The organism is Halorubrum sp. CGM5_25_10-8B (genome assembly GCF_005435095.1).
Classification (GTDB): Archaea; Halobacteriota; Halobacteria; order Halobacteriales; family Haloferacaceae; genus Halorubrum; species Halorubrum ezzemoulense.
This window is the reverse complement of sequence record NZ_SGTY01000001.1, coordinates 102,810-121,684: the sequence shown is the minus strand read 5'-3', so window position 1 is coordinate 121,684 and position 18,875 is coordinate 102,810. Positions and strand designations below refer to the sequence as shown.

At 64.6% G+C, this 18,875-nt stretch carries 19 protein-coding genes; 8 read left to right on the top strand and 11 right to left on the bottom strand.

What is annotated here, in order from left to right; all coding sequences use genetic code 11:
- Positions 1-13 precede the first annotated feature (13 nt).
- On the top strand, positions 14-1,216 hold the full coding sequence (neuC, locus tag EXE51_RS00645) for a UDP-N-acetylglucosamine 2-epimerase (protein WP_137691858.1): 1,203 nt from the start codon (positions 14-16) through the stop codon (positions 1,214-1,216).
- 58 nt (positions 1,217-1,274) lie between these two features.
- Here neuC and EXE51_RS00640 read toward each other — a convergent pair whose 3' ends face one another.
- The 5 genes from EXE51_RS00640 to aglG all read right to left on the bottom strand — a co-directional run bounded on the left by EXE51_RS00640 (position 1,275) and on the right by aglG (position 5,782).
- Positions 1,275-1,676 carry a hypothetical protein gene (locus tag EXE51_RS00640; RefSeq protein ID WP_137691857.1) on the bottom strand — a complete coding sequence of 134 codons (402 nt, stop codon included), beginning with the start codon at positions 1,674-1,676 and terminating at the stop codon, positions 1,275-1,277.
- Positions 1,673-2,272, bottom strand: a complete 600-nt coding sequence (locus tag EXE51_RS00635) for a hypothetical protein (RefSeq protein ID WP_137691856.1) — start codon at positions 2,270-2,272, stop codon at positions 1,673-1,675. The genes EXE51_RS00640 and EXE51_RS00635 overlap by 4 nt, the downstream gene beginning before the upstream one ends.
- 304 nt (positions 2,273-2,576) lie before the next feature.
- Positions 2,577-3,593: an N-acetylneuraminate synthase family protein gene (locus EXE51_RS00630; protein WP_137691855.1), complete on the bottom strand. Its 1,017-nt coding sequence runs from the start codon at positions 3,591-3,593 to the stop codon at positions 2,577-2,579.
- A gap of 95 nt (positions 3,594-3,688) precedes the next feature.
- Positions 3,689-4,825 carry a glycosyltransferase gene (locus tag EXE51_RS00625; protein ID WP_137691922.1) on the bottom strand — a complete coding sequence of 379 codons (1,137 nt, stop codon included), beginning with the start codon at positions 4,823-4,825 and terminating at the stop codon, positions 3,689-3,691.
- Positions 4,826-4,864: 39 nt separating this feature from the next.
- The gene (aglG, locus tag EXE51_RS00620; RefSeq protein WP_137691854.1) at positions 4,865-5,782 is read right to left on the bottom strand and encodes a glucosyl-dolichyl phosphate glucuronosyltransferase; all 918 of its coding nucleotides are present in this window, start codon (positions 5,780-5,782) and stop codon (positions 4,865-4,867) included.
- Positions 5,783-5,926: 144 nt separating this feature from the next.
- On the opposite strand from aglG, the gene EXE51_RS00615 reads away from it, so the two are divergent.
- Positions 5,927-9,076: an oligosaccharyl transferase, archaeosortase A system-associated gene (locus EXE51_RS00615; RefSeq protein WP_137691853.1), complete on the top strand. Its 3,150-nt coding sequence runs from the start codon at positions 5,927-5,929 to the stop codon at positions 9,074-9,076.
- A gap of 43 nt (positions 9,077-9,119) precedes the next feature.
- Positions 9,120-10,064: a DUF368 domain-containing protein gene (locus tag EXE51_RS00610; RefSeq protein ID WP_086216406.1), complete on the top strand. Its 945-nt coding sequence runs from the start codon at positions 9,120-9,122 to the stop codon at positions 10,062-10,064.
- Between the two features lie 153 nt (positions 10,065-10,217).
- On the opposite strand, the gene EXE51_RS00605 is transcribed toward EXE51_RS00610, so the two are convergent.
- Positions 10,218-10,592, bottom strand: coding sequence for a PIN domain-containing protein (locus EXE51_RS00605; RefSeq protein WP_233125205.1), 375 nt, complete (start codon positions 10,590-10,592; stop codon positions 10,218-10,220).
- Positions 10,592-10,951: an AbrB/MazE/SpoVT family DNA-binding domain-containing protein gene (locus EXE51_RS00600; protein ID WP_137691852.1), complete on the bottom strand. Its 360-nt coding sequence runs from the start codon at positions 10,949-10,951 to the stop codon at positions 10,592-10,594. The genes EXE51_RS00605 and EXE51_RS00600 overlap by 1 nt, the downstream gene beginning before the upstream one ends.
- Positions 10,952-11,129: 178 nt before the next feature.
- Between EXE51_RS00600 and EXE51_RS00595 the strand changes: the two genes are divergently transcribed.
- From EXE51_RS00595 to EXE51_RS00580, 4 genes are all read left to right on the top strand, one after another.
- Positions 11,130-11,690: a thioredoxin family protein gene (locus tag EXE51_RS00595; RefSeq protein ID WP_137691851.1), complete on the top strand. Its 561-nt coding sequence runs from the start codon at positions 11,130-11,132 to the stop codon at positions 11,688-11,690.
- Between the two features lie 96 nt (positions 11,691-11,786).
- On the top strand, positions 11,787-12,482 hold the full coding sequence (locus EXE51_RS00590) for a hypothetical protein (protein ID WP_049930102.1): 696 nt from the start codon (positions 11,787-11,789) through the stop codon (positions 12,480-12,482).
- Between the two features lie 66 nt (positions 12,483-12,548).
- Positions 12,549-12,965, top strand: coding sequence for a hypothetical protein (locus tag EXE51_RS00585; RefSeq protein WP_049929741.1), 417 nt, complete (start codon positions 12,549-12,551; stop codon positions 12,963-12,965).
- A 46-nt stretch (positions 12,966-13,011) separates the two neighbouring features.
- The gene (locus EXE51_RS00580; protein WP_049929742.1) at positions 13,012-13,338 is read left to right on the top strand and encodes a hypothetical protein; all 327 of its coding nucleotides are present in this window, start codon (positions 13,012-13,014) and stop codon (positions 13,336-13,338) included.
- A gap of 37 nt (positions 13,339-13,375) precedes the next feature.
- Here EXE51_RS00580 and EXE51_RS00575 read toward each other — a convergent pair whose 3' ends face one another.
- Positions 13,376-13,690, bottom strand: a complete 315-nt coding sequence (locus tag EXE51_RS00575; RefSeq protein ID WP_049929743.1) for a PRC-barrel domain-containing protein — start codon at positions 13,688-13,690, stop codon at positions 13,376-13,378.
- Positions 13,691-13,837: 147 nt separating this feature from the next.
- Between EXE51_RS00575 and EXE51_RS00570 the strand changes: the two genes are divergently transcribed.
- Positions 13,838-16,915, top strand: a complete 3,078-nt coding sequence (locus EXE51_RS00570; protein WP_137691850.1) for an FAD-binding and (Fe-S)-binding domain-containing protein — start codon at positions 13,838-13,840, stop codon at positions 16,913-16,915.
- A gap of 21 nt (positions 16,916-16,936) precedes the next feature.
- Here the strand turns inward: EXE51_RS00570 and EXE51_RS00565 are convergent, their stop codons facing one another.
- The 3 genes from EXE51_RS00565 to EXE51_RS00555 form a co-directional block, all read right to left on the bottom strand.
- Positions 16,937-17,146 carry a hypothetical protein gene (locus EXE51_RS00565; RefSeq protein ID WP_049929745.1) on the bottom strand — a complete coding sequence of 70 codons (210 nt, stop codon included), beginning with the start codon at positions 17,144-17,146 and terminating at the stop codon, positions 16,937-16,939.
- Between the two features lie 21 nt (positions 17,147-17,167).
- A complete protein-coding gene (locus EXE51_RS00560) occupies positions 17,168-18,163 on the bottom strand; it encodes a DUF5787 family protein (RefSeq protein WP_137691849.1) in 996 nt (331 codons plus the stop codon).
- 97 nt (positions 18,164-18,260) lie between these two features.
- On the bottom strand, positions 18,261-18,707 hold the full coding sequence (locus EXE51_RS00555) for a bis(5'-nucleosyl)-tetraphosphatase (RefSeq protein ID WP_049929747.1): 447 nt from the start codon (positions 18,705-18,707) through the stop codon (positions 18,261-18,263).
- Positions 18,708-18,875 lie beyond the last annotated feature (168 nt).

Sequence of the window (18,875 nt, the reverse complement as noted above, 5' to 3'; positions counted from 1 at the left end):
ACCGCCCATGCGAATGACAAAACATATTGTTATTTGTTTGACTAGTCGTGGGAACTACGCCCGGACAGGGACCATCCTCCACGAGTTGGAAGACGATCCGAGCGTAAATCTCGATATCATCGTCGGCGGTGCATCGGTAGTCCGAAAGTATGGAACGCTCACAGAGATGTTGAACGAGGACGGGCTCGATGTTACGAATACCTTCCACAACGTGATCGAAGGGGGGAAACCGATCAGTGCAGCCAAAACGACCGGGCTGAGCATGATGGAGTTCGCAAACGAACTCGACTCTCTGGACCCCGATGCGGTGATAACGATTGCCGACCGATACGAAACAATGGCGGTGACGTTAGCGGCATCGTACCTGAACATTCCCGTTCTCCACACCCAAGGCGGTGAACTCACTGGGTCGATCGACGACAAGGTACGACACGCGACGACCAAGATGGCCGACTATCATTTTGTCTCAACAGAACGCAGCAAGCAGATCGTCGAACGTCTCGGCGAAGAGCCTGAGAGAGTGTTCGATGTCGGCTGTCCGTCTATCGACCTCGCAAAGGACATACAGGAAAACGGGGATGATACGTACGATCCACAGGAAGAGTACGACGGAACTGGTTCGGATATCGATATCACTGACGACTACCTCGTTATCCAGTACCACCCCGTCCCAACCGACTACCAGTCTCAATACGACAAGACGTGGGAGGTAATTGAGGCGGTAGACGAGCTTGACATCCCAGCATTTTGGTTCTGGCCCAATATGGACGCCGGTACCGACCAAGTGTCGAAAGCCATCAGAGAGTATCGGAACCGGCGACAGCCTGACGACGTGAAGTTCTACATCAATCTTCGACCCCGCGACTATCTTACTGTAGTCAGCAATTCGGCTTGTCTCGTCGGAAACTCCAGTGTCGGCATCAGAGAGTGTTCCTATCTGGGTCAGCCCTCCCTCAACATCGGTGAACGACAGACGTATCGAGAACGAGCCGAGAACGTGATCGACACCGCGTGCCAGACAGACGACATCCGAGAGGGGATCGAAGCACAAGTTGTCTCTGGGGGATACCAAGGATCCACACTGTATGGGGACGGCACCGCTGGAGAACAGATCGCTCGTCTCATCACTGATCTGGATATCGAGCGAAAAGGGCCCATGAAGTCAACTGATCTGCCGGGGATTGATCCGGCACCTGAACTACAGACATCTGATTAAGATACATACAAACCGCACTAGGGTGGCGCCGAACACCTCAACTCGGGCTCCGAAGGAGCTACAAGTAGCCTAACTCTTTGAGTCTGTCGTCAACCGTGGAACTGGTTTCGGTCGCTTCGGGGGCTGGTGCTTTCGGTTCGTATGTCTCTTTGTCGCTAGCGTCGGTGTTCGCCCATGGGACTCTTCGGACTGATGGGATCGGACATGCCGGTGGGTGACGATAAAAGCCGTACTCACCGAACGCCTCGCCGTGGTCAGCCGATATGATGACTTTGTCCCGATCTAGGTTTTCAAGGAGCAGTTCGACTTCGTCTAGAACGAACCGGAGATTGTCAAGATAGGCTTCCCAGACCTCCTCTCTGGATGCAGCCCCCGATTTCAGTGCCGCATCGAAATTGGGCTGGAGCTTGGGATCAGATACTATATAGGGATCGTGTGGATACATGTAGTGGACAATCATGCGTTCACAGTCGACCGACCGACCAGCTCGAATGGCCCGGTCGGTCGTGTACCGTGGATGGACGCGCGTGGTGACTTCGCTTTGGACCTTCCACTCGAATCATCCTCGAAGTCTGCCCGCCAGAGCCCCTCCAGATAGCCGAGGTCAGACGGATCCACGACATCGAAATGCGATGGGCCAATCGGTAACAGGGCTTGTCCGGTAATACCCCCCTTGCCCAAGATCCGATCGTGGAATCCATTCTGTGTCACATAGGCAGTGTCTCTGATTTCCTCCTGGTATGCGGTCCGGAAGGTTTGGTTCATCCATTCGAAGGAACTACTACCTACCGATCGGATCGAGTCGACTCCTTCAAGAAACTCGTATTCCGGAGCGAGTTCCGCAAGCGCGTCGACACGACAAGCATCCAGTATTATAAGTGCGTCCCAGTCGAGTTCGAAAACGTTTGTTCCAATGGGATAACGACTGGTGACTGACAGAAATGCGCCCTCGTACAGTAGATAGAGCGGTCGAAGGACCCGTACAGGGAGAGATCTATCACCGTCCATGATCGCCGAGATGCTCTCCGAAATCCATCCCGAGAAACTGACTGTCATGTAGATAGAGGGTATATTTGGGTATAAAATTCTTTTGAGAGGTCGTTCAACAGGGCGTAAAACAGTTGTATCCGATTATCTCAGTGGGTAACTCTCTAACCGGTTCACGGCATGATCAGCATATTCCCGTATACTTCTTAACTAGAGTAAAAGTCTACAAGAAGATTGATTTAACACTGATAATTGAGATATGGCCGATAGGGGCTCACAAATCCCTCTTGAGATACGGGCCAGTAGCTTCCGCGTTTGTATATAAGGCCACCGAATATCCTGTTGATTGGCTATCGTTTAGAAATCCGACGTGTTACTCAAGATCCGTTTCTCGGAGCATCGTGTTCGCGACCAAGTCATTGGCCGCAACACGGCCTATGATGTCGTCGAAATCAGCCGCTGGGATGCCGGTTCCCGGGCGCTTGGTAGTTAACTGTTCGGCAGTGATAGTTTCGCCAGCCGCGATGGGATCCGCCGTGACGACGCTGTGTCGAGCCCACTCGGCGATCGCGGATTCGTCGTCCCGGACTTCCTTCTCATCGTCTGTCGTCTCGTGGCAGAGGGTCGCATACTCGGCCAGCTTCTCGAGTTCTTCGGGCTCGATCGACACTTCTTGATCACCACCAGGCAGACGTCGGTCAATCGTGAAGTGCTTCTCGACGAGAACGGCCCCGCGCGCCATCGCGATCGCGGCGGCCTCGACGCCGGTCGAATGATCCGAGAATCCAACCGGAACGTCGAACTCCGCTGCCATCCGCTCGATGAGACCGAGGTTGAAGTCCGACGGCTCAGTGGGATACTCTGAGACACAGTAAAGGAACATGAACGCCGAGGCGTGTTGGTTGAGTAGTGCGGCCGTCTCCCGAACAGTCTCCATGTCGTGCATACCAGTGGAGACGATCATCGGTTTGCCTGTTTCGGCGATGGTCTGGAGGAGGTGATAGTTGGTTAGTTCGCCTGAACCGACCTTGTAGGCGCTGACACCAACTTCTTCGAGGCGCTCGACGGCTGCCGGCGAGAACGGAGTCGAGAGAAAGGTGACACCGTGTTCCTCGCAGTGATGCTTCAACTCTCGATGCTCCTCCAGAGAGAGTTCGTAGACTCCCATCCGCTCGTACAGGTCGGACATCCCAAGGGCATCCATCTCCGACTCAACCATCTCGGCGTCTGGAACGTGTGTTTGGAACTTGACGGCATCGGCTCCCGCAGCGGCTGCTTCCTCAATGAAGGCCTTTCCAAGATCGATATCGTCGCGGAAGTTGACACCGGCCTCGGCGACGACGTATGGTCGTTGATTTCGGCCGATCCGCTCATTGTCGAACTCGATCATCTTTCAACAACTAGCCTCTTGGCGTTCATAATTCGAACGGTCTGCCGACATCCCCGACGGATCCGCCGTCGAACGGCTCGGAAGCCGATGGACGCTTACGAGCTTTCTTTCTTGAAGAGGCGCTGATACCTCCGCACCGCCGCGTCAAAGCTGTATTCCGTCTCGATAAGTTCCCGACACCGACGGCTCATCTCGTTCAATTCCCCGCTCTTGAGAGCTGAGCCAATACGTCGCGTCATTTCCTCGTGGTCAACCTCGTTCATTGAGAACCCAGTCTTTTCACCCAGGACGACATCGGGAATCCCCGAGACAGGAGTGGCGTAGACCGGTGTCCCACACGCCATCGCCTCCAGAATTGTCGTCGGGAGACCTTCCGTTGGCTGCGACGGCATTACTAGCAGTTTCATCCGAGTGAGTTCCGCTGGCACGTCGTCGTGGTTGACCCATCCCGCAAGTTCGACTTTCCCGTCTTCGATCTCCTCACTTAACTCCGATTCCAGCCACTCCCGGAGAGGCCCATCGCCAACGAAGCGAAAGGTGACTTCGTCGGGGAGTCGACTTGCGACCGCCGCAAGTTCTCGTATCCCCTTCTCTTCGTCGAGTCGACCCACAAATCCGACGACTGGGTCACGCTCCTCGAACGGGATCACCGGCCGGAAGGCTTTGGTGTCGACATACCTAGCACCACGGGCGTACACCCTCGGGGAATCGGGATCGAGACCCAATTCTCGAGCCATATTCGGCGTGTATGTGACTACGGTGTGGGCAGTCAGGAACCCAATCCGTTCGAGCAAGCGAACGCATCCAGCAAGCGCCGCGGCGAAGGCGTCGAGCATCCGCCGTTCCCATGTCAGTCGCAATGTTAGCGGCACGTCGCCCCGGGGTTCGACGACGACAGTCTTGCCGATCAAACGGGAAAACAGGATCGGTAAGAGGTACGCAGTCGCTCCGAAGAACAGGATCGTCTCCTCGGGACGTCGCCAGATAGCGGCACACATCCGCAGCTGGTTCAAGATGAATCGCATGGCTGCGACTGGGACGCTATCGCCTGTTCCCTCCTGTGTCAGTTCAACAATCTCTCGATCTTCACGGATTGTGGAGTCACCCGGGAGGTCCGCAGTTATCAATGATACCGGTCCGAGTTCTGCGAGAATATTTAAAAGAGTCCGCGTCGCGTTCTCCCCGGCGGCACTCAGCGGGTGAGTTACGACACAGAATCCACGGTCCGTCATGAAGCGTTGTTTAACCGACGAGAGTTTATCGCTGTTCATTCAGTAGCGCGTATAACCGTACAAATAGCCGACACCGACTGATGCGATAAATACGAACAGTGTGATCAGTTGAACCGTTCCCGAGATGGACGGGCTCCGTAGAAGCGCCACCAGACGACTGGGAATGAACTCCATAACCAGTCGCTTGAGAAACTTCTCCTCGTTCCTATGGCTGTCATCAACCATTGAATCCATCGCCCGCTTCGAATACCCCTGCCAAAACGCGCGATCGACCAACCACCGGAACTCCGTCCGATACCCAAACACCTTGTGTGCCACCTCGGCCCCTGGATCGTACCACACGCCCTGTCCGTACTCCCCTCGCATCCGGGCACACAGCTCAGTTTCCCCGCCCTGGAGATTTTTGTCACCCTTCCGCCCGCCGATGTCGACGTCGAACCCGCCCAAATCCGCGAACACGTCCGCCCGAAACGAGATGTTTGAGCCGAAGGTGTTCCGCACCTCACCCGGGCCGTCCGCGAATCCCCGATGCGTCACCCCGACCAGCCAGTAGAACTCCTCGGGAAGAAACGAGGGGTTCCCGGCGACCCACTCGGGCGTCATCTTTCCGCCCGCCGCGATCGCCTCCTCCTCCTCGTAGGCACGAACCAGCCGCTCGGCCCATGCCTCGTCCGCCACCGCATCGTCGTCGATGAACGCGACCACGTCGCCGTTAGCCAGCTCCGCACCTCGGTTTCGACTCGCCAGCAGCCCCACGTTCTCGTTGTTGCACGCGAGCACCGTGTCCTCACGGTCGCCGTAGTCCTCCACTACGCGCTCGTACACCTCGGGCGTTCCGTCGACGACCACGACGAGCTCGATGTCATCGTGCGTCTGCGCGAGGACGCTGTCGGCAGCCTCGCGGAAGTGCTCGTACATGTCCAGTGTGTACGTACAGACAACGACCGATATCTTCACATCGAGACGCTTTCGACGCGTGCGCTTAGGGTTTCCGCCTCGACCTCAAGACCAGAAGTATTCGCAGTTGAATGAGCGCGGGCACGCGAAGCGAACGCGAGTATATGACAAGCCTTATGCGCGTTTTGACAGTGCCATGGGACAATGAGCGATTCGAACGATCCGCCGGACGAATCGGACTCGTCCCCGTCCGATCTCCTCGCGCGGTGGTACCACGTTCCCGTCCTCCTCGGGGTGGTCGCGTTCATGCTGTGGACGCGGCTGCGCTCGTACGGGAACTTCATTCAGAACGGTGAGGTGTATTTCCGCGGCAACGATGCGTGGTATCACCTCCGCACGACGAGTTATCTCCTCGAAAACTGGCCGAGTACCCTGCCGTACGACGTCTGGACCGGCTTCCCGTTCGGAACGAATGCCGGCCAGTTCGGGACGCTGTGGGACCACATCATGGCCGTCGGGATCTGGATCGCCCGGCCGATCATGGGTAGCGCGGAAGAAGTCATGCTCGTGATGGCGCCGATCGCGGGTGCACTGGTTGCGGTACCGACGTACTCCATCGCCCGCCGGTTCGTCGACCGCGTGCCCGCACTCACGGGTGCGGCGACGCTGGCGCTGTTCTCCGGCACCTTCCTCCGGTACACGCTCGTCGGCTTCCCCGACCACAGCGCGGCCGAAGTGCTCTTCCAAAGTACGGCGGTCCTCGCGTTCCTCGTCGCGCTTGGCGTCGCCGAACGCGAGAAGCCGGTGTGGGAGCTCGTCATCGATCAAGACTGGGAGGCACTCCGTCGGCCCGTCGCTTACGCGGCCGCGGCCGGCGTCGCGCTCGGTCTCTACATGTGGACGTGGCAGCCTGGTATCCTGATGGTCGGCTTCACGGGAATCTTCCTCGCAGTCAAGCTTACGAGCGACACCTACCACGGGAGAAGCCCCGAGCCGGTCACGTTCGCCGGCGCCGTCGCGATGACGGTTGCGGGCCTGATGCAAGTGATCCCGCTTGACACGTTCCGCTTTGCGGTGAGTGAGTACTCCTATCTTCAGATTATCCTTCCGCTAGGTGTCGCACTCGGCTCGGTCTTTCTCGCATGGTTGGCGCGCCAATGGGAGTCGCATGAACTCGGTAGCGACACCTACCCCGCAGCCGTCATGGGGTTAATTCTCGCTTCAGCGGTTTTTATTTGGGTCGCAATTCCGTCACTGTGGTCCGTTCTGACTGGGCGACTGCTCAGCACCGTCGGCTTCTCTGCGACCGCGAATGCCCGCACCATCGGCGAGGCTCAACCTCCGCTCCAAGGGGCTTCCTTCGCCGACTTCATCCTCGGGCAGTACGGACTCGCATTCTTCCTCGCGCTGGCGGCCGTCCTCTACGTCGTCGCACGACCTCTCTACCGGTCTGACGACATCAACCACACCCTCTACATCCCGACCGCGCTCGCCGTCGTCGGCACCGTCTACGCGGTTCCGCAGGCGTACAGCGCAGTCGGCGGCCTCGTCGGTGTCGACTGGCAGGTGATCGGCCTGCTCATCGCGGCGGCGTTCCTAGTCGGCGCGACGCTGCTCGTCGAGTACGACGCCGAGGAGCTGTACTTCGTCGTGTGGGCGACGTTCATTGCCAGCGCGGCGTTCACTCAGGGGCGGTTCAATTACTACTTCGCCGTCGTTGTCGCGGTCGGCACGGCGTACTTCCTCCAGATCGCATTCGAAGCGCTCGACCTGACATCGTTCGACGCCGTCCGCGAGATCGAGGGGTGGCAGATACTAACCGTCGCTGCCGTACTCGCGGTTCTCATCGTCCCGCTCGTCGGCGTCGCCACGCCCGTTTGGCAGGCCGGTAACTCAAGCCAGCCCGGCAGCGTCGTCCAGTGGGACGAGAGCCTCCAGTGGATGAACGACGAGACGCCCGCGCCGGGCGAGCTCGAGGGCGCCGACAACCCCATGGAGCTGTACGGCACCTACGAGCGGCCGGCCGACGGCGACTTCGAGTACCCCGAGGGCGCGTACGGCGTCCAGTCGTGGTGGGACTACGGCCACTGGATCACCACGCGGGCCGAGCGGATCCCGAACGCCAACCCGTTCCAGCAGAACGCGGGCGAGGCGGCCGACTACCTGCTCGCACCGAGCGAGGAGGAGGCCGCGGAGGTGCTCGCGAGCCAGAGCACCGAGGGCAACGAGACCCGCTACGTGATGGTCGACTGGCAGATGGCGTCGCCGAACTCCAAGTTCAACGCGCCGGTCACCTTCTACTCGGGGAACGAGTCGGTCAACGACTTCAACGAGCTACTCTACGAGCGGGTCCAAGGGCAGAACGGGCAGCAGGGAGGACTCCGGCCGGCCCTCCAGACGCGCACCCAGCGCTACCACGAGAGCCAGATGATCCGGCTCTACCAGCACTACGGGAGCGCGGTCGAGCCGGACCCGGTCGTGCTCGACTGGGAGCCGCAGACGGCACAGACCCAGTCCGGCGAGCAGGTCGATATCAAGGTCCTGCCGAGCGAAGGACAGCCGGTCCAGCGGTTCGACAACCTCTCTGCCGCGCGGTCATACGTCGAGGAAGACGGCTCGGCGCAGATCGGCGGCGTGATGGGCGTCCCGACGGACCGCATCGACGCACTCGAACACTACCGGTTGGTCCACGCCACGCAGGCGCCGGGTCGGTCTCCGTACGCCCAGCAGGCGCAGATACTCGCCCAGCGGTTCGGCGTCGACCTCCGGGCGACGTTCGGTCAGTCGCTGTTCGGCGCGTTCAGCGACGACTTCGTCAAGACGTTCGAGCGGGTGCCGGGCGCGACCGTCGAGGGATCGGGCGCGGCCCCCGGTCAGGAGGTCGAGGCGACGGTCGAACTCGAGAAGCCGAACGGACAGACGTTCGAGTACACGCAGTACGCGACCGCGGACGACGACGGGAACTTCGAGTTCACGCTCCCGTACTCGACGACGGGGTACGACGAGTTCGGCCCCGAGAACGGGTACACGAACACGAGCGTCCGCGCGACCGGCCCGTACAATGTCACCACCGAGCGAACGACCGGCGACGACCTCTACACTACACAGCACGTCGGCCAAGTCGAGGTGACCGAGGGCCAAGTCGTCGGCGCCGACGACGCCGCAGCCACCGTCGAACTCGAAGAGCAAATCGTGGACTGTCCGAGCGGCGACGCCGACTGCCCGGTCGGCGGCGGGAGTGACGGCGGCGGCTCGACGAACTCGACCGACGCGGGATCGCCGCTCGGCGCCGAGCCGACCGCGGCGACGACCGCGAGCGGACTGGTCGCCCCCACCGAGCCCGCGGCCGCCTGATCTCGGGTCTTTCATTACGGACGCTCCGCTTTTCATCGTACGAATGGCCGGACTCCGCGACTGGGCGACGCTGTATCTGAAGGGCGTGGCGATGGGCAGCGCCGACGCCGTCCCGGGCGTCTCCGGCGGCACCATCGCCCTGATCGTCGGGATCTACGAGCGCCTGATCGCGGCGGTCACCGCGGTCGACCCCGAGCGAGCGCGCCGCGTGCTCGCGGGCGTGCGGCCCGGACGCCGCGCCGACGCTCGGGCCGCGTTCCGGGAGGTCGACGGCGCCTTCCTCCTCGTGCTGGGGGGTGGGATCGGGACCGCGGTCGTGACCGTGTTGAGCGCGGTGAACCGCCTGCTCGCCACGCAACCGGTGGCGACGTACGGCTTCTTCTTCGGGCTGATCGCGGCGAGCGCCGCGGTGTTGCTCGGCGATGTCGACCTCTCGACGCCGCGCCGGAAGTCCGCCGCAGTCGCCGGGTTCGCGCTCGCGTTCCTCGCGTCGGGCGTCGCCGCGACCGCGCTCGGGAGCTCGCTGCCGGTCGTCTTCGTCGCCGGGGCGGTCGCGGTCAGCGCGATGGTGCTGCCGGGGATCTCGGGTTCGCTGCTGCTTATCGTCCTCGGCCAGTACGAGTACATGTCCGGCGTCGTGTCTCGATTCGTCGACGGCGCGGGCGCGCTCGCGCTCGGAAACGGGGGAGACGCGCTCGTCGAGACGCTGCCGCCGGTGGCGGCGTTCCTGCTCGGCGGCGTCGGCGGGCTCTTCACGATCGCCCACGCCGTCCGATACGCGCTGGCCCGGGCGCGGGCCGCGACGCTCGCCTTCCTCGTGAGCCTGATCGTCGGGGCGCTGCGCGCGCCGCTCGTGGAGGTGTCCGCCCGGCTGGCCGAGAGCGGCGAGTCGTGGCGGGCGGCCGCCCCGCGGTTCGCGCTGGCGGCGCTCGTCGGTGCCGGGCTCGTGGCCGTTCTGAATCGTTACTCCGCGGCGATCGAGTACTGAGCGGCGGGTCCGGTCGCGGCCAAGAAGGGAAAGCGGGTCACAGCTAGTCTGCCGTCACCAACCACCCCCAAATGGGTGGCCTTGTCGGTGGCCCGGGTTCTGGCCGACCTTACAGAGAACAGAGGGGAGAGCCCACAACAGTCGTGGAGGAAGTCAAGCTGGTTCGGTCCGGAACCGAGTGATCGGAACATCGATGACATCGTCGTAGCCGTCGTCGGCACCGACCAACAGCACCCCGCTGACGTGGGCTGCTGTCCCGAGCGCAAAAGCATCATCGAGTGCTGGCGAGTAGCGGAATTTGAAGTCGGCTGCTCGCGCCCATGTCTGTTCGGTGTCGATGCGACGGATGCCACTTTCCTCGAGGACGTCGACGACGGCATCAGCCCGGTCCTCGCCGTCGATTGCCCGCACGATATAGTGGACCTCGGCAAGATTGATCGCCGAGATGTAACCGTCTGCTGCGCCTTCAATGGCGTCAACGTACGTTTCGACGGTGTCGCTCCCTGGTTCGTTACAAAAACACGCGATTAGTGGTTCAGCGTCGAAGACGATCGTTTCGGGAATCTCAGCGCAGTCCGTCGTTCGTCAGCCTCGTCGTCACCGGCGTAGCGCTGTCGCAACTCTTCTTCACTGGCTTTGTCCGCTGTACGTTCCTCTTGGAGGCGCTCCGTTGCTGAGCACCCCTGCTCATCGGTTTTTCCTTCCAAAACTCCACGCAGGTCTGTAACCGAGCGGATGGGGCGGACAACGATGTCGCCCTCTTCAGTGCGAATGAACTTCACACGGCCGGGCGTGTCGATACCCAACTCCTCACGGAACTTCTTCGGGATTGTGGCTTGCCCGCGCGACGTTACGGACACCACCTTTTCAGACTCCGTCTCGCTTATACTATTTCTTATTAATACTTTTGTTTGGTCATATAAAACGCTAGCGTTGAGTTAGGTAGTTAATAGATCAGATCAGACATTGACTCGCCGGTCTCGAGTGTGCGGCCCGTCGTGGACCCTGACTCGACACCTAGAGTAGCTCGCAACGCCTTTTCAGTGTCCGCCCGTACAACCGCGTATGGTCCAGATGGAATCCGACTCGGAACTCGACCGCGACGACGCCGCGCCCGACTTCGAACTGCCCGGCGCGGACGGCGAAACCCACGCGCGCGACGACTTCGAGACGGACGCGCTGCTCGTCGTGTTCACGTGTAATCACTGCCCGTACGCGAAGGCGAAGATCGACCTGCTGAACGAGCTTACGGCCGAGTACGACGATCTCGCGGTCGTCGGGATCAACCCCAACGACGCCGACGCATACCCGGAGGACTCCTTCGAGGCGATGCGCGAGGCCGTCGCCGACGGCACCGTCGCGTACGACGCGTACCTTCGCGACGAGACCGGCGAGGTCGCGGCCGCCTACGACGCCGTCTGTACGCCCGACCCGTTCCTCTTCGGCCGCGAGGACGGCGAGTGGCGGCTGCGCTACCACGGCCGGCTCGACGACGCGCTCAACCCCGACGACGAGCCGACAGAGCTCTACATCCGCGACGCAGTCGACGCCGTCCTCGCGGGTGAGGACGTCGAGATTCCGGACCGGCCCTCGCGCGGCTGCTCCATCAAGTGGCCCGGCGAGTAGCGGACGGTAGTGAGCGACCGACGCCCTCCCGAAGTCGGAACGCCGCACTAACAGAGACGACTTAACAAGGGACCGGGTCGAACGGGTGGTATGAGCATGAAAGGCGACGAGCCGGACCTCCACGAGATCGACCGGTACGACGGCGGCGTCGGCTGGATCGCGTACCCCAACGAGACGATGGAGCGCGCGAGCCACGCGTTCGCGGTCGAGAACGAGGAGGCGGACGCGGACGACGTGTGGGTCGTCGACCCGGTCGACGCGCCCGGTGTCGACGACCTCCTCGACGGGCTTGGCTCCGTCGCCGGCGTCGTGGTCGGACTGGACCGCCACGTGCGCGACAGCGGCGAACTCGCCGCCCGCCACGACGCCCCGGTGTACGTCCCCGAGTGGATGACCGGCGTCACCGAGGATCTCGGCCCCGATGTCGACGTCGAGCGGTTCGGGTCGCGGCTCGCGGACACCGGCTTCGAGGCGATCCGGATCCGCGACTCGTCGGTGCCGCCGTGGCAGGAGGTCGGGCTCTTCGACGGCGAGACGCTGATCGTCCCGGAGTCGCTCGGGTCCGCGTCGTACTTCCGCGGCGACCGCGAGCGCCTCGGCGTCCACCCGATGCTGCGGCTCACCCCGCCGACGAGCGCGCTCTCCGGGCTCGACCCCGAGCGCGTGCTCGTCGGTCACGGCGTCGGCGTCCACGAGCGAGCCGCGGTCGCCGTCGAGGACGCCATCTCGGACTCGCGGCGCAAGGCGCCCGGGCTGTACGCGAAGACGCTCGCGTCCGCGCTGCCGTTCTGAACGCGACCGAGCGGGACGACCCGTGCGTGTCCTTTTGCCAATCCATCCCATAGCGGAGGTCGAACAGTGATCTACGTCACCCGCGACCTACTGGCCGTACTCCGCGAGCGCGCCGCGAGCGAGGACCCAGACGGTGTGAACGTCCGACTCTCCGCGACGCCGGCCGGCGAGTTCGAGGCCGACATCGGGCTCGACCCGGAGACGCCGGTGGTGACTCACTTCACGCTGCCGTCGGTCGGGAATTCGGTCAACTCCGTGTTCGGCGTCGACCTCGGCACGCCGGCCGGCGAGGGGGGCGCGCGGTTCCTCTCGCACCCGGACGGGTTCCTCGGGGTGTCGCGCACCGACGACCTCGCGGCCGTGGTGATCGTCGCCGTCCCGCCGTACGACGGCGACTCTGTCGCGGCCTTCGACCGCTCCGGAACGGGAGTCGAACTGGCGGTCGTCGACGCCGCTCCGCCGAGCGAATCCGTGCCGGAGTGAGCGGAGAACAGGGGTTTCAAGCCGTCGGAGGGAATACCCCGGCGTAATGGCAGCACGGCCACCCGGCGGCGGCGACACGAAAGAGCCCGAGGCTATCGAGTTCGGTATCGCCGCGCTCGACGCCCGGCTCGACGAGGCGGACGTGTCGTTCCCCGCGACGACCGCGGAGCTCCGCGACGCGCTGGGCGATCAGGAGGTTCCCTACGACGCGCAGGGGCGCTCCCTCGCGCTCGCGGACGCGCTCGACCGCGTGCCGCAAGAGAAGTTCGAGAACGAGACCGAGTTCCTCGACGCCCTGTACCCGGTGTTCGACGAGGCGCGCCGCGAGGAGCGCGGCGTGATCGCCAGCCTCCGCGACGCGTTGCCGTTCTGAGCGGGAGCCAAGGGGGTCTGGGAGCGGCCGGCCGCGCCTAGCGCGCCTCCGAGCGCGCCTCGACCTCCGGCGCCTCCTCGTCGGGCTCGCCGGCGTCGTATCGTTCGATGACGTCGTTGATTAGGACGACATCGCCGACGGCGCGGACCCAGCGGTACGGAACGATGACGCCGGTCGAGCCGCCCACCTGCCCGGCGAACAGCTCGTGGTTGAGTTCGGCGAGCGCGAGTCCGGTCACGGCGCGGGCGTCCAGATCGAGCTGGATGTCCTCGACTTCGCCGACGAAGACGCCGTTGCTCGAGTACACCTCGCGACCGACGAGCGACGTGATCTCCTCGGGGGCTGCGTTCATACTCGGTACGGTCACGAGCGCGCCTATTAAGCGTTCGTTGTCGAACGACGCGCGTCGGACGGTGAGCGCGGGCTGGTCCCGCGGCCCGGGTTCCCGCCGCGCGCCGACGGCAGGAGGTTTTTCATAATTCGACCGTGAGGGATTCGTATGGCGACGAACACCTCGGAGCCGGACCCGACAGACGGCGGGGACTTCGACTACACCGGCGGGACGGTGGAACGGCCGGATCTCGTCGACGCGCTCGATCGCCGAGTGGACGGCGACGTGCGGTTCGACGACTACTCGAAGCGGCTGTACGCGACCGACGCCTCGGCGTACGAGGTCACGCCGATCGGCGTCGTGATCCCGGAGTCGACCGCGGACGTGGCCGCGGTCCACGAGTACTGCTTCGAGGAGGGGATCCCCGTCCTCCCCCGCGGCGGCGGTACCTCGCTCGCCGGCCAGACCGTGAACGAGGCGGTCGTCCTCGACCTGACCGACGAGATGGACGGCGTGCTGTCGACGGACCCCGACGCGGAGACCGCCCGCGTTCAGGCTGGCGCGTACGTGGGCGACCTCAACGCCGCGGTCGAACCGGCCGGGCTGAAGTTCGCACCCGACCCGGCGTGGCGCGACAAGTCCGCGGTCGGCGGGGCGATCGGCAACAACTCCACCGGCGCGCACTCGCTGAAGTACGGCAAGACGGACCACTACGTCGAGGAGTTGGAGGTCGTCCTCGCCGACGGCACCGTGACGACGTTCGGCGAGGTGGCGGTCGAGGAGCTCCGCGAGTCAGCGGACCCCGACGCCGACGGGCTCCTCCCGAGGATCCACGCCGAGGTCGTGCGGATCCTCGACGAGGAGGCCGACGAGATCGACGAGCGCTTCCCGGAGCTGAAGCGGAACGTTTCCGGCTACAACCTCGACCGCCTGCTCGCCGAGTACCGCGGCGAGCACGGCGAGGAGGGCGTCGTCAACCTCGGCCGCCTCATGGCCGGCAGCGAGGGGACGCTCGCGACCGTGACTGAGGCGACCGTCTCGCTCGTCGAGATCCCGGAGACGAAGGCGGTCGCGCTGCTGACCTACGAGGACCTCCTCGACGCGATGGAGGACGTCGCCGCGTGCCTCGAACACGACCCCGCCGCCGTCGAGGTAATGGACGACGTCCTCCTCGGGCTCGCGGCCGACACGCCGGAGTTCGAGGACGTCGTCGGGATGTTACCCGACGGCACCGACTCCGTGCTGCTCATCGAGTTCTACGCCGAGGACGACGCGACGGGAGAACAGACGGTCGCGGACCTGATCGCGGACCGGGTCGGCGCGGCCGACGGCGCCGCGGGAGCCCGCGTCGAGACGACGACAGACCCGAGCGCGGGCGCCGCAGAGACGACGAGCCACCCTCGCCGCGCAGTCGACGCGCTGGAGGCGCACGACCCGGACGAGCGCGACCGGTTCTGGAAGATGCGGAAGGCGGGGCTACCGATCCTCCTCTCGCGCACCACCGACGAGAAGCACATCTCCTTCATCGAGGACTGCGCCATCCCGCCGGAACACCTCCCGGAGTACACCCGCGAGTTCCAAGAGATTCTGGAGGACAACGACACCTTCGCCACCTTCTACGCGCACGCCGGCCCGGGTGTGTTACACATCCGTCCGCTCATCAACACGAAGGAGGTCGACGACGTGGAGGCGATGCTCGACATCGCCGACCGCGTCACCGACGCGGTGGTCCGACTCGGCGGCTCCGTCTCGGGCGAACACGGCGACGGCCGCGCGCGGACCCAGTGGAACCGGAAGCTGTACGGCGACGACCTCTGGGAGTCGTTCCGCGACCTCAAGACCGCGTTCGATCCCGACTGGCTGCTCAACCCGGGCAACGTCTGCGGCGACGTCGACATGGGCGAGAACCTCCGGTTCGACGCCGACTACGAGTACGACGCCGGGTTCGACCCCGCGATGGAGTGGGCGGTCGACAACGGGATGCAGGGGATGGTGGAGCTCTGCCACGGCTGCGGCGGTTGCCGCGGCCCGCAGGAGACCACCGGCGGCGTGATGTGTCCCACTTACCGCGCCTCCGAAGAGGAGGTCCAGTCGACCCGCGGGCGGGCGAACATGCTCCGCGGGGCCATCTCCGGCGAGCTCCCGGACGACCCGACGGACGACGAGTTCGTCACCGAGGTGATGGACCTCTGCGTCGGCTGTAAGGGGTGTAAGGTGGACTGCCCGAGCGGCGTCGACATGGCGAAGCTGAAGGCGGAGGTCGAGCACGCCCACCACGAGGAGCACGGGATCGATCTGCGGACGCGGCTGCTCGGACGCTTCGAGTCGCTCGCGCCGCTCGCCTCGAAGCTCGCGCCGCTCTCGAACCTCCCGAACAAGATCCCCGGGAGCGGGCTCATCGCGGAGAAGGCGCTCGGGATCGCGAGGGAGCGGGACCTCCCCGAGTTCCGCTCTGAGACCCTCGTCGACTGGTTCGAAGCCCGCGGCGGCGCGGGCGTCTCGCGCGAGGAGGCCGACCGCGACGTGCTGCTGTTCCCCGACGTGTACACGACCTACACGAACCCCGGCGCGGGGAAGGCCGCGGTGCGCGTGCTGGAGGCCGCGAACTGCCACGTCGAGATCCCGGACGTCGACGGGAGCGGGCGGCCGCCACACTCGAAGGGGATGCTCGACGTGTCGCGCGCGACGGCAAGGGACGCCGTGGAGACGCTCGCCCCCCGGGTCCGGGATGACTGGGAGGTGGTCGTCGTCGAACCGTCCGACGCCGTGATGCTCCAGTCCGACTACCACGACCTGCTCGACGGCGAGGCCAGCGACGTGCCGGACGAGGACGTGGCCGCCGTCTCGGAGAACGCCTACGGCGTCATGGAGTACGTCGACGCCCACCGGCTCGACGAGACTCTCTCCCTCGACGCCCCGACGGAGTCGCTCACCTACCACGGTCACTGTCACCAGAAGGCGACGAAGAAGGACCACCACGCGGTCGGCGTCCTCCGGCGCGCGGGCTACGGCGTCGACCCGCTCGACTCCTCCTGTTGTGGGATGGCGGGCTCGTTCGGCTACGAGGCCGAGCACTACTCGATGAGCAAGGCGATCGGCGAGAACCTCTTCGAGCAGGTGGACGCCAGCGACGGCGACGGTCTCGTCGCCCCCGGAACGTCCTGCCGGACGCAGCTGGAGGAGGGGCCGGGCGAAGTGCCGGAGCCGTCGCATCCCGTGGAGAAGCTGGCGGCCGCGCTGGCGTAGGAAGACGGCTCGTTCGGGCGGTCACCCGGCGTCAGACCACACGTTCGCCCCGGCAAGCGCGATGAGGTACGAGAACGCCGGGAACGTCACCGCGACCACGGCGAGAAACGCCGGGTCAAGCCCGCCGGGGTCCTCGGAGAGCCAACCGGTGTACTGGAGGACCCCAAGCGTGAGGACCACGACGGCCGTGTTGAGCGCGTACTCGGAGAGCGGAGGGTTCGGGAACCGCATGCGACCTGCTGGCGCCCTCGGTCACTCAACGCTTTCGACCCGATCTCGTTCGCGCTCGCGACGCCGCGCCAGCAGCCGCTCGATACCCTTCCCCGGTCCGCCCTCGATCGGCCACCCATTCGTGCGCCACTGCGGGGGTTCCGGCGAGAACTCCGGACAGGACCCCGAACACTCCCGCGCGGTGGGGACCTTCCCCTTCGCCGCGCAGTAGGGGACGAGCGCGCACCCCTCGCGGCGGAGTTCGAAGTGTCGGCAGTCCGGCCGCATCGTGTCGTAGAAGGTGCGCCACCCCTTCCCGTAAGCGCGCTCGGCGATCTCTAGGCGGAGCGTCTCCGTCGCGGCGTCACGTCGCTCGCCCGGTCCGGGAGAGAGGGCGCTCGGGTGCCACGCCACGTCGACCGCGTCGGCGTCGACGCCCGCGGAGAAGTCGGTCGCGAGGACCCCGGCCTCGACGGGCATCTCGCGGAGGAGGGCGGGCTCGACGCGTTCACCGGTCGTCTCGGTCGCGAGCCAGACCTCGTCGGCGAGCGCGGTCTCGACGTCGTGTTCGAGCTGGTCGGCGAGCCTGTCGGCCGCGCTGGCGTCTAGGTCCGGCTTGTTCTCGACCGCGACGATCCGCTCGACCCAGTCCGGATACGGTCGCTTGCGGCGGATCTGAATCCGGTTCCCGTCGCGCCGCTTCTCGATCAGGCCGCGGCCCGCCGCCCGGTGGACCGCCTGTCGAACGTAGCGCCACGGGTAGCCGGGGTCGGGCAGCGCGTCGCGGTACCACGCCCACGCGGCGGGCGCGCCGCGGACGACGTGGAGGAGGTCGGAGTCGATGGCCCGGTCGCCGAACGCGCGCCGCCGTTCGAACGCCGCGGGGTCGACCTCGATCACGACGGTGTCCCAGCGGCGCGCCTGCGTGCCGAGCTGGCGGGCGACGAGCGCGGGACGGCGTCCCTCGCTCGGGTGCCACTCCAGCTCGGCGTACCGACAGACCAACAGCTCGTAGCCGAACTCGGCGTCGGGCGTCACTGTCCACACCGTCGCGGGGCGCGGACAAAAGCGAAACGCTCGGGGCGGGGGCGCCCCCTGTCGGCCGATCGATCGCGCGCCCGTCCCCGCCCCCCGATCAGACGTACTTCCCGTCCTCCTCGTCTTTCCGCTCGTCGAGGTACACGTGGGCCTCCTCGAGGATCTCGCGCGGGCCGTCTTGGGTGATCGTGTTGAGCGCCTGGTCGTAGTCGCGCCACTGGAGGTCGCGGTGCTCCTTCGAGAGTTCGGCGCTCGCCTCGAACGAGCGGGCGATGAACAGGTGGACCGTCTTGTGGATGGTCTTGCCGTTCGCCTCGAACACGTAGTCGTACTCCTCGCGGAACCCGTCGATCAGCCGGAAATCCTCGATCCCGGCCTCCTCGCCGACTTCTCGTATCGCCGTCTGCTGGAGCTCCTCGTCCCCCTCGACCCCGCCTTTGGGGAACTCCCAGTCCCCCGGTCGGCTCTTCAGGAGCAAGTACTCCCGTTCGCCGCGGGTATCGCGGAAGAGGATGGCTCCGGCACTGGTCGCTTCGACCGTCATTGGCCGCAGGTAAGCGATCACCCCTAAAGAGCGTGTCGGACTCCCGAACGGATCCGAACGGCTCGGCCGCGTCGACCGGTCTTCGGCCGGATTCGCGGCGGGGTCTCGCGCGGCGACCGCGGGTAGGTGCGTTTTTACCGCTCCGGCGGTCATTCACGCACGACCCCC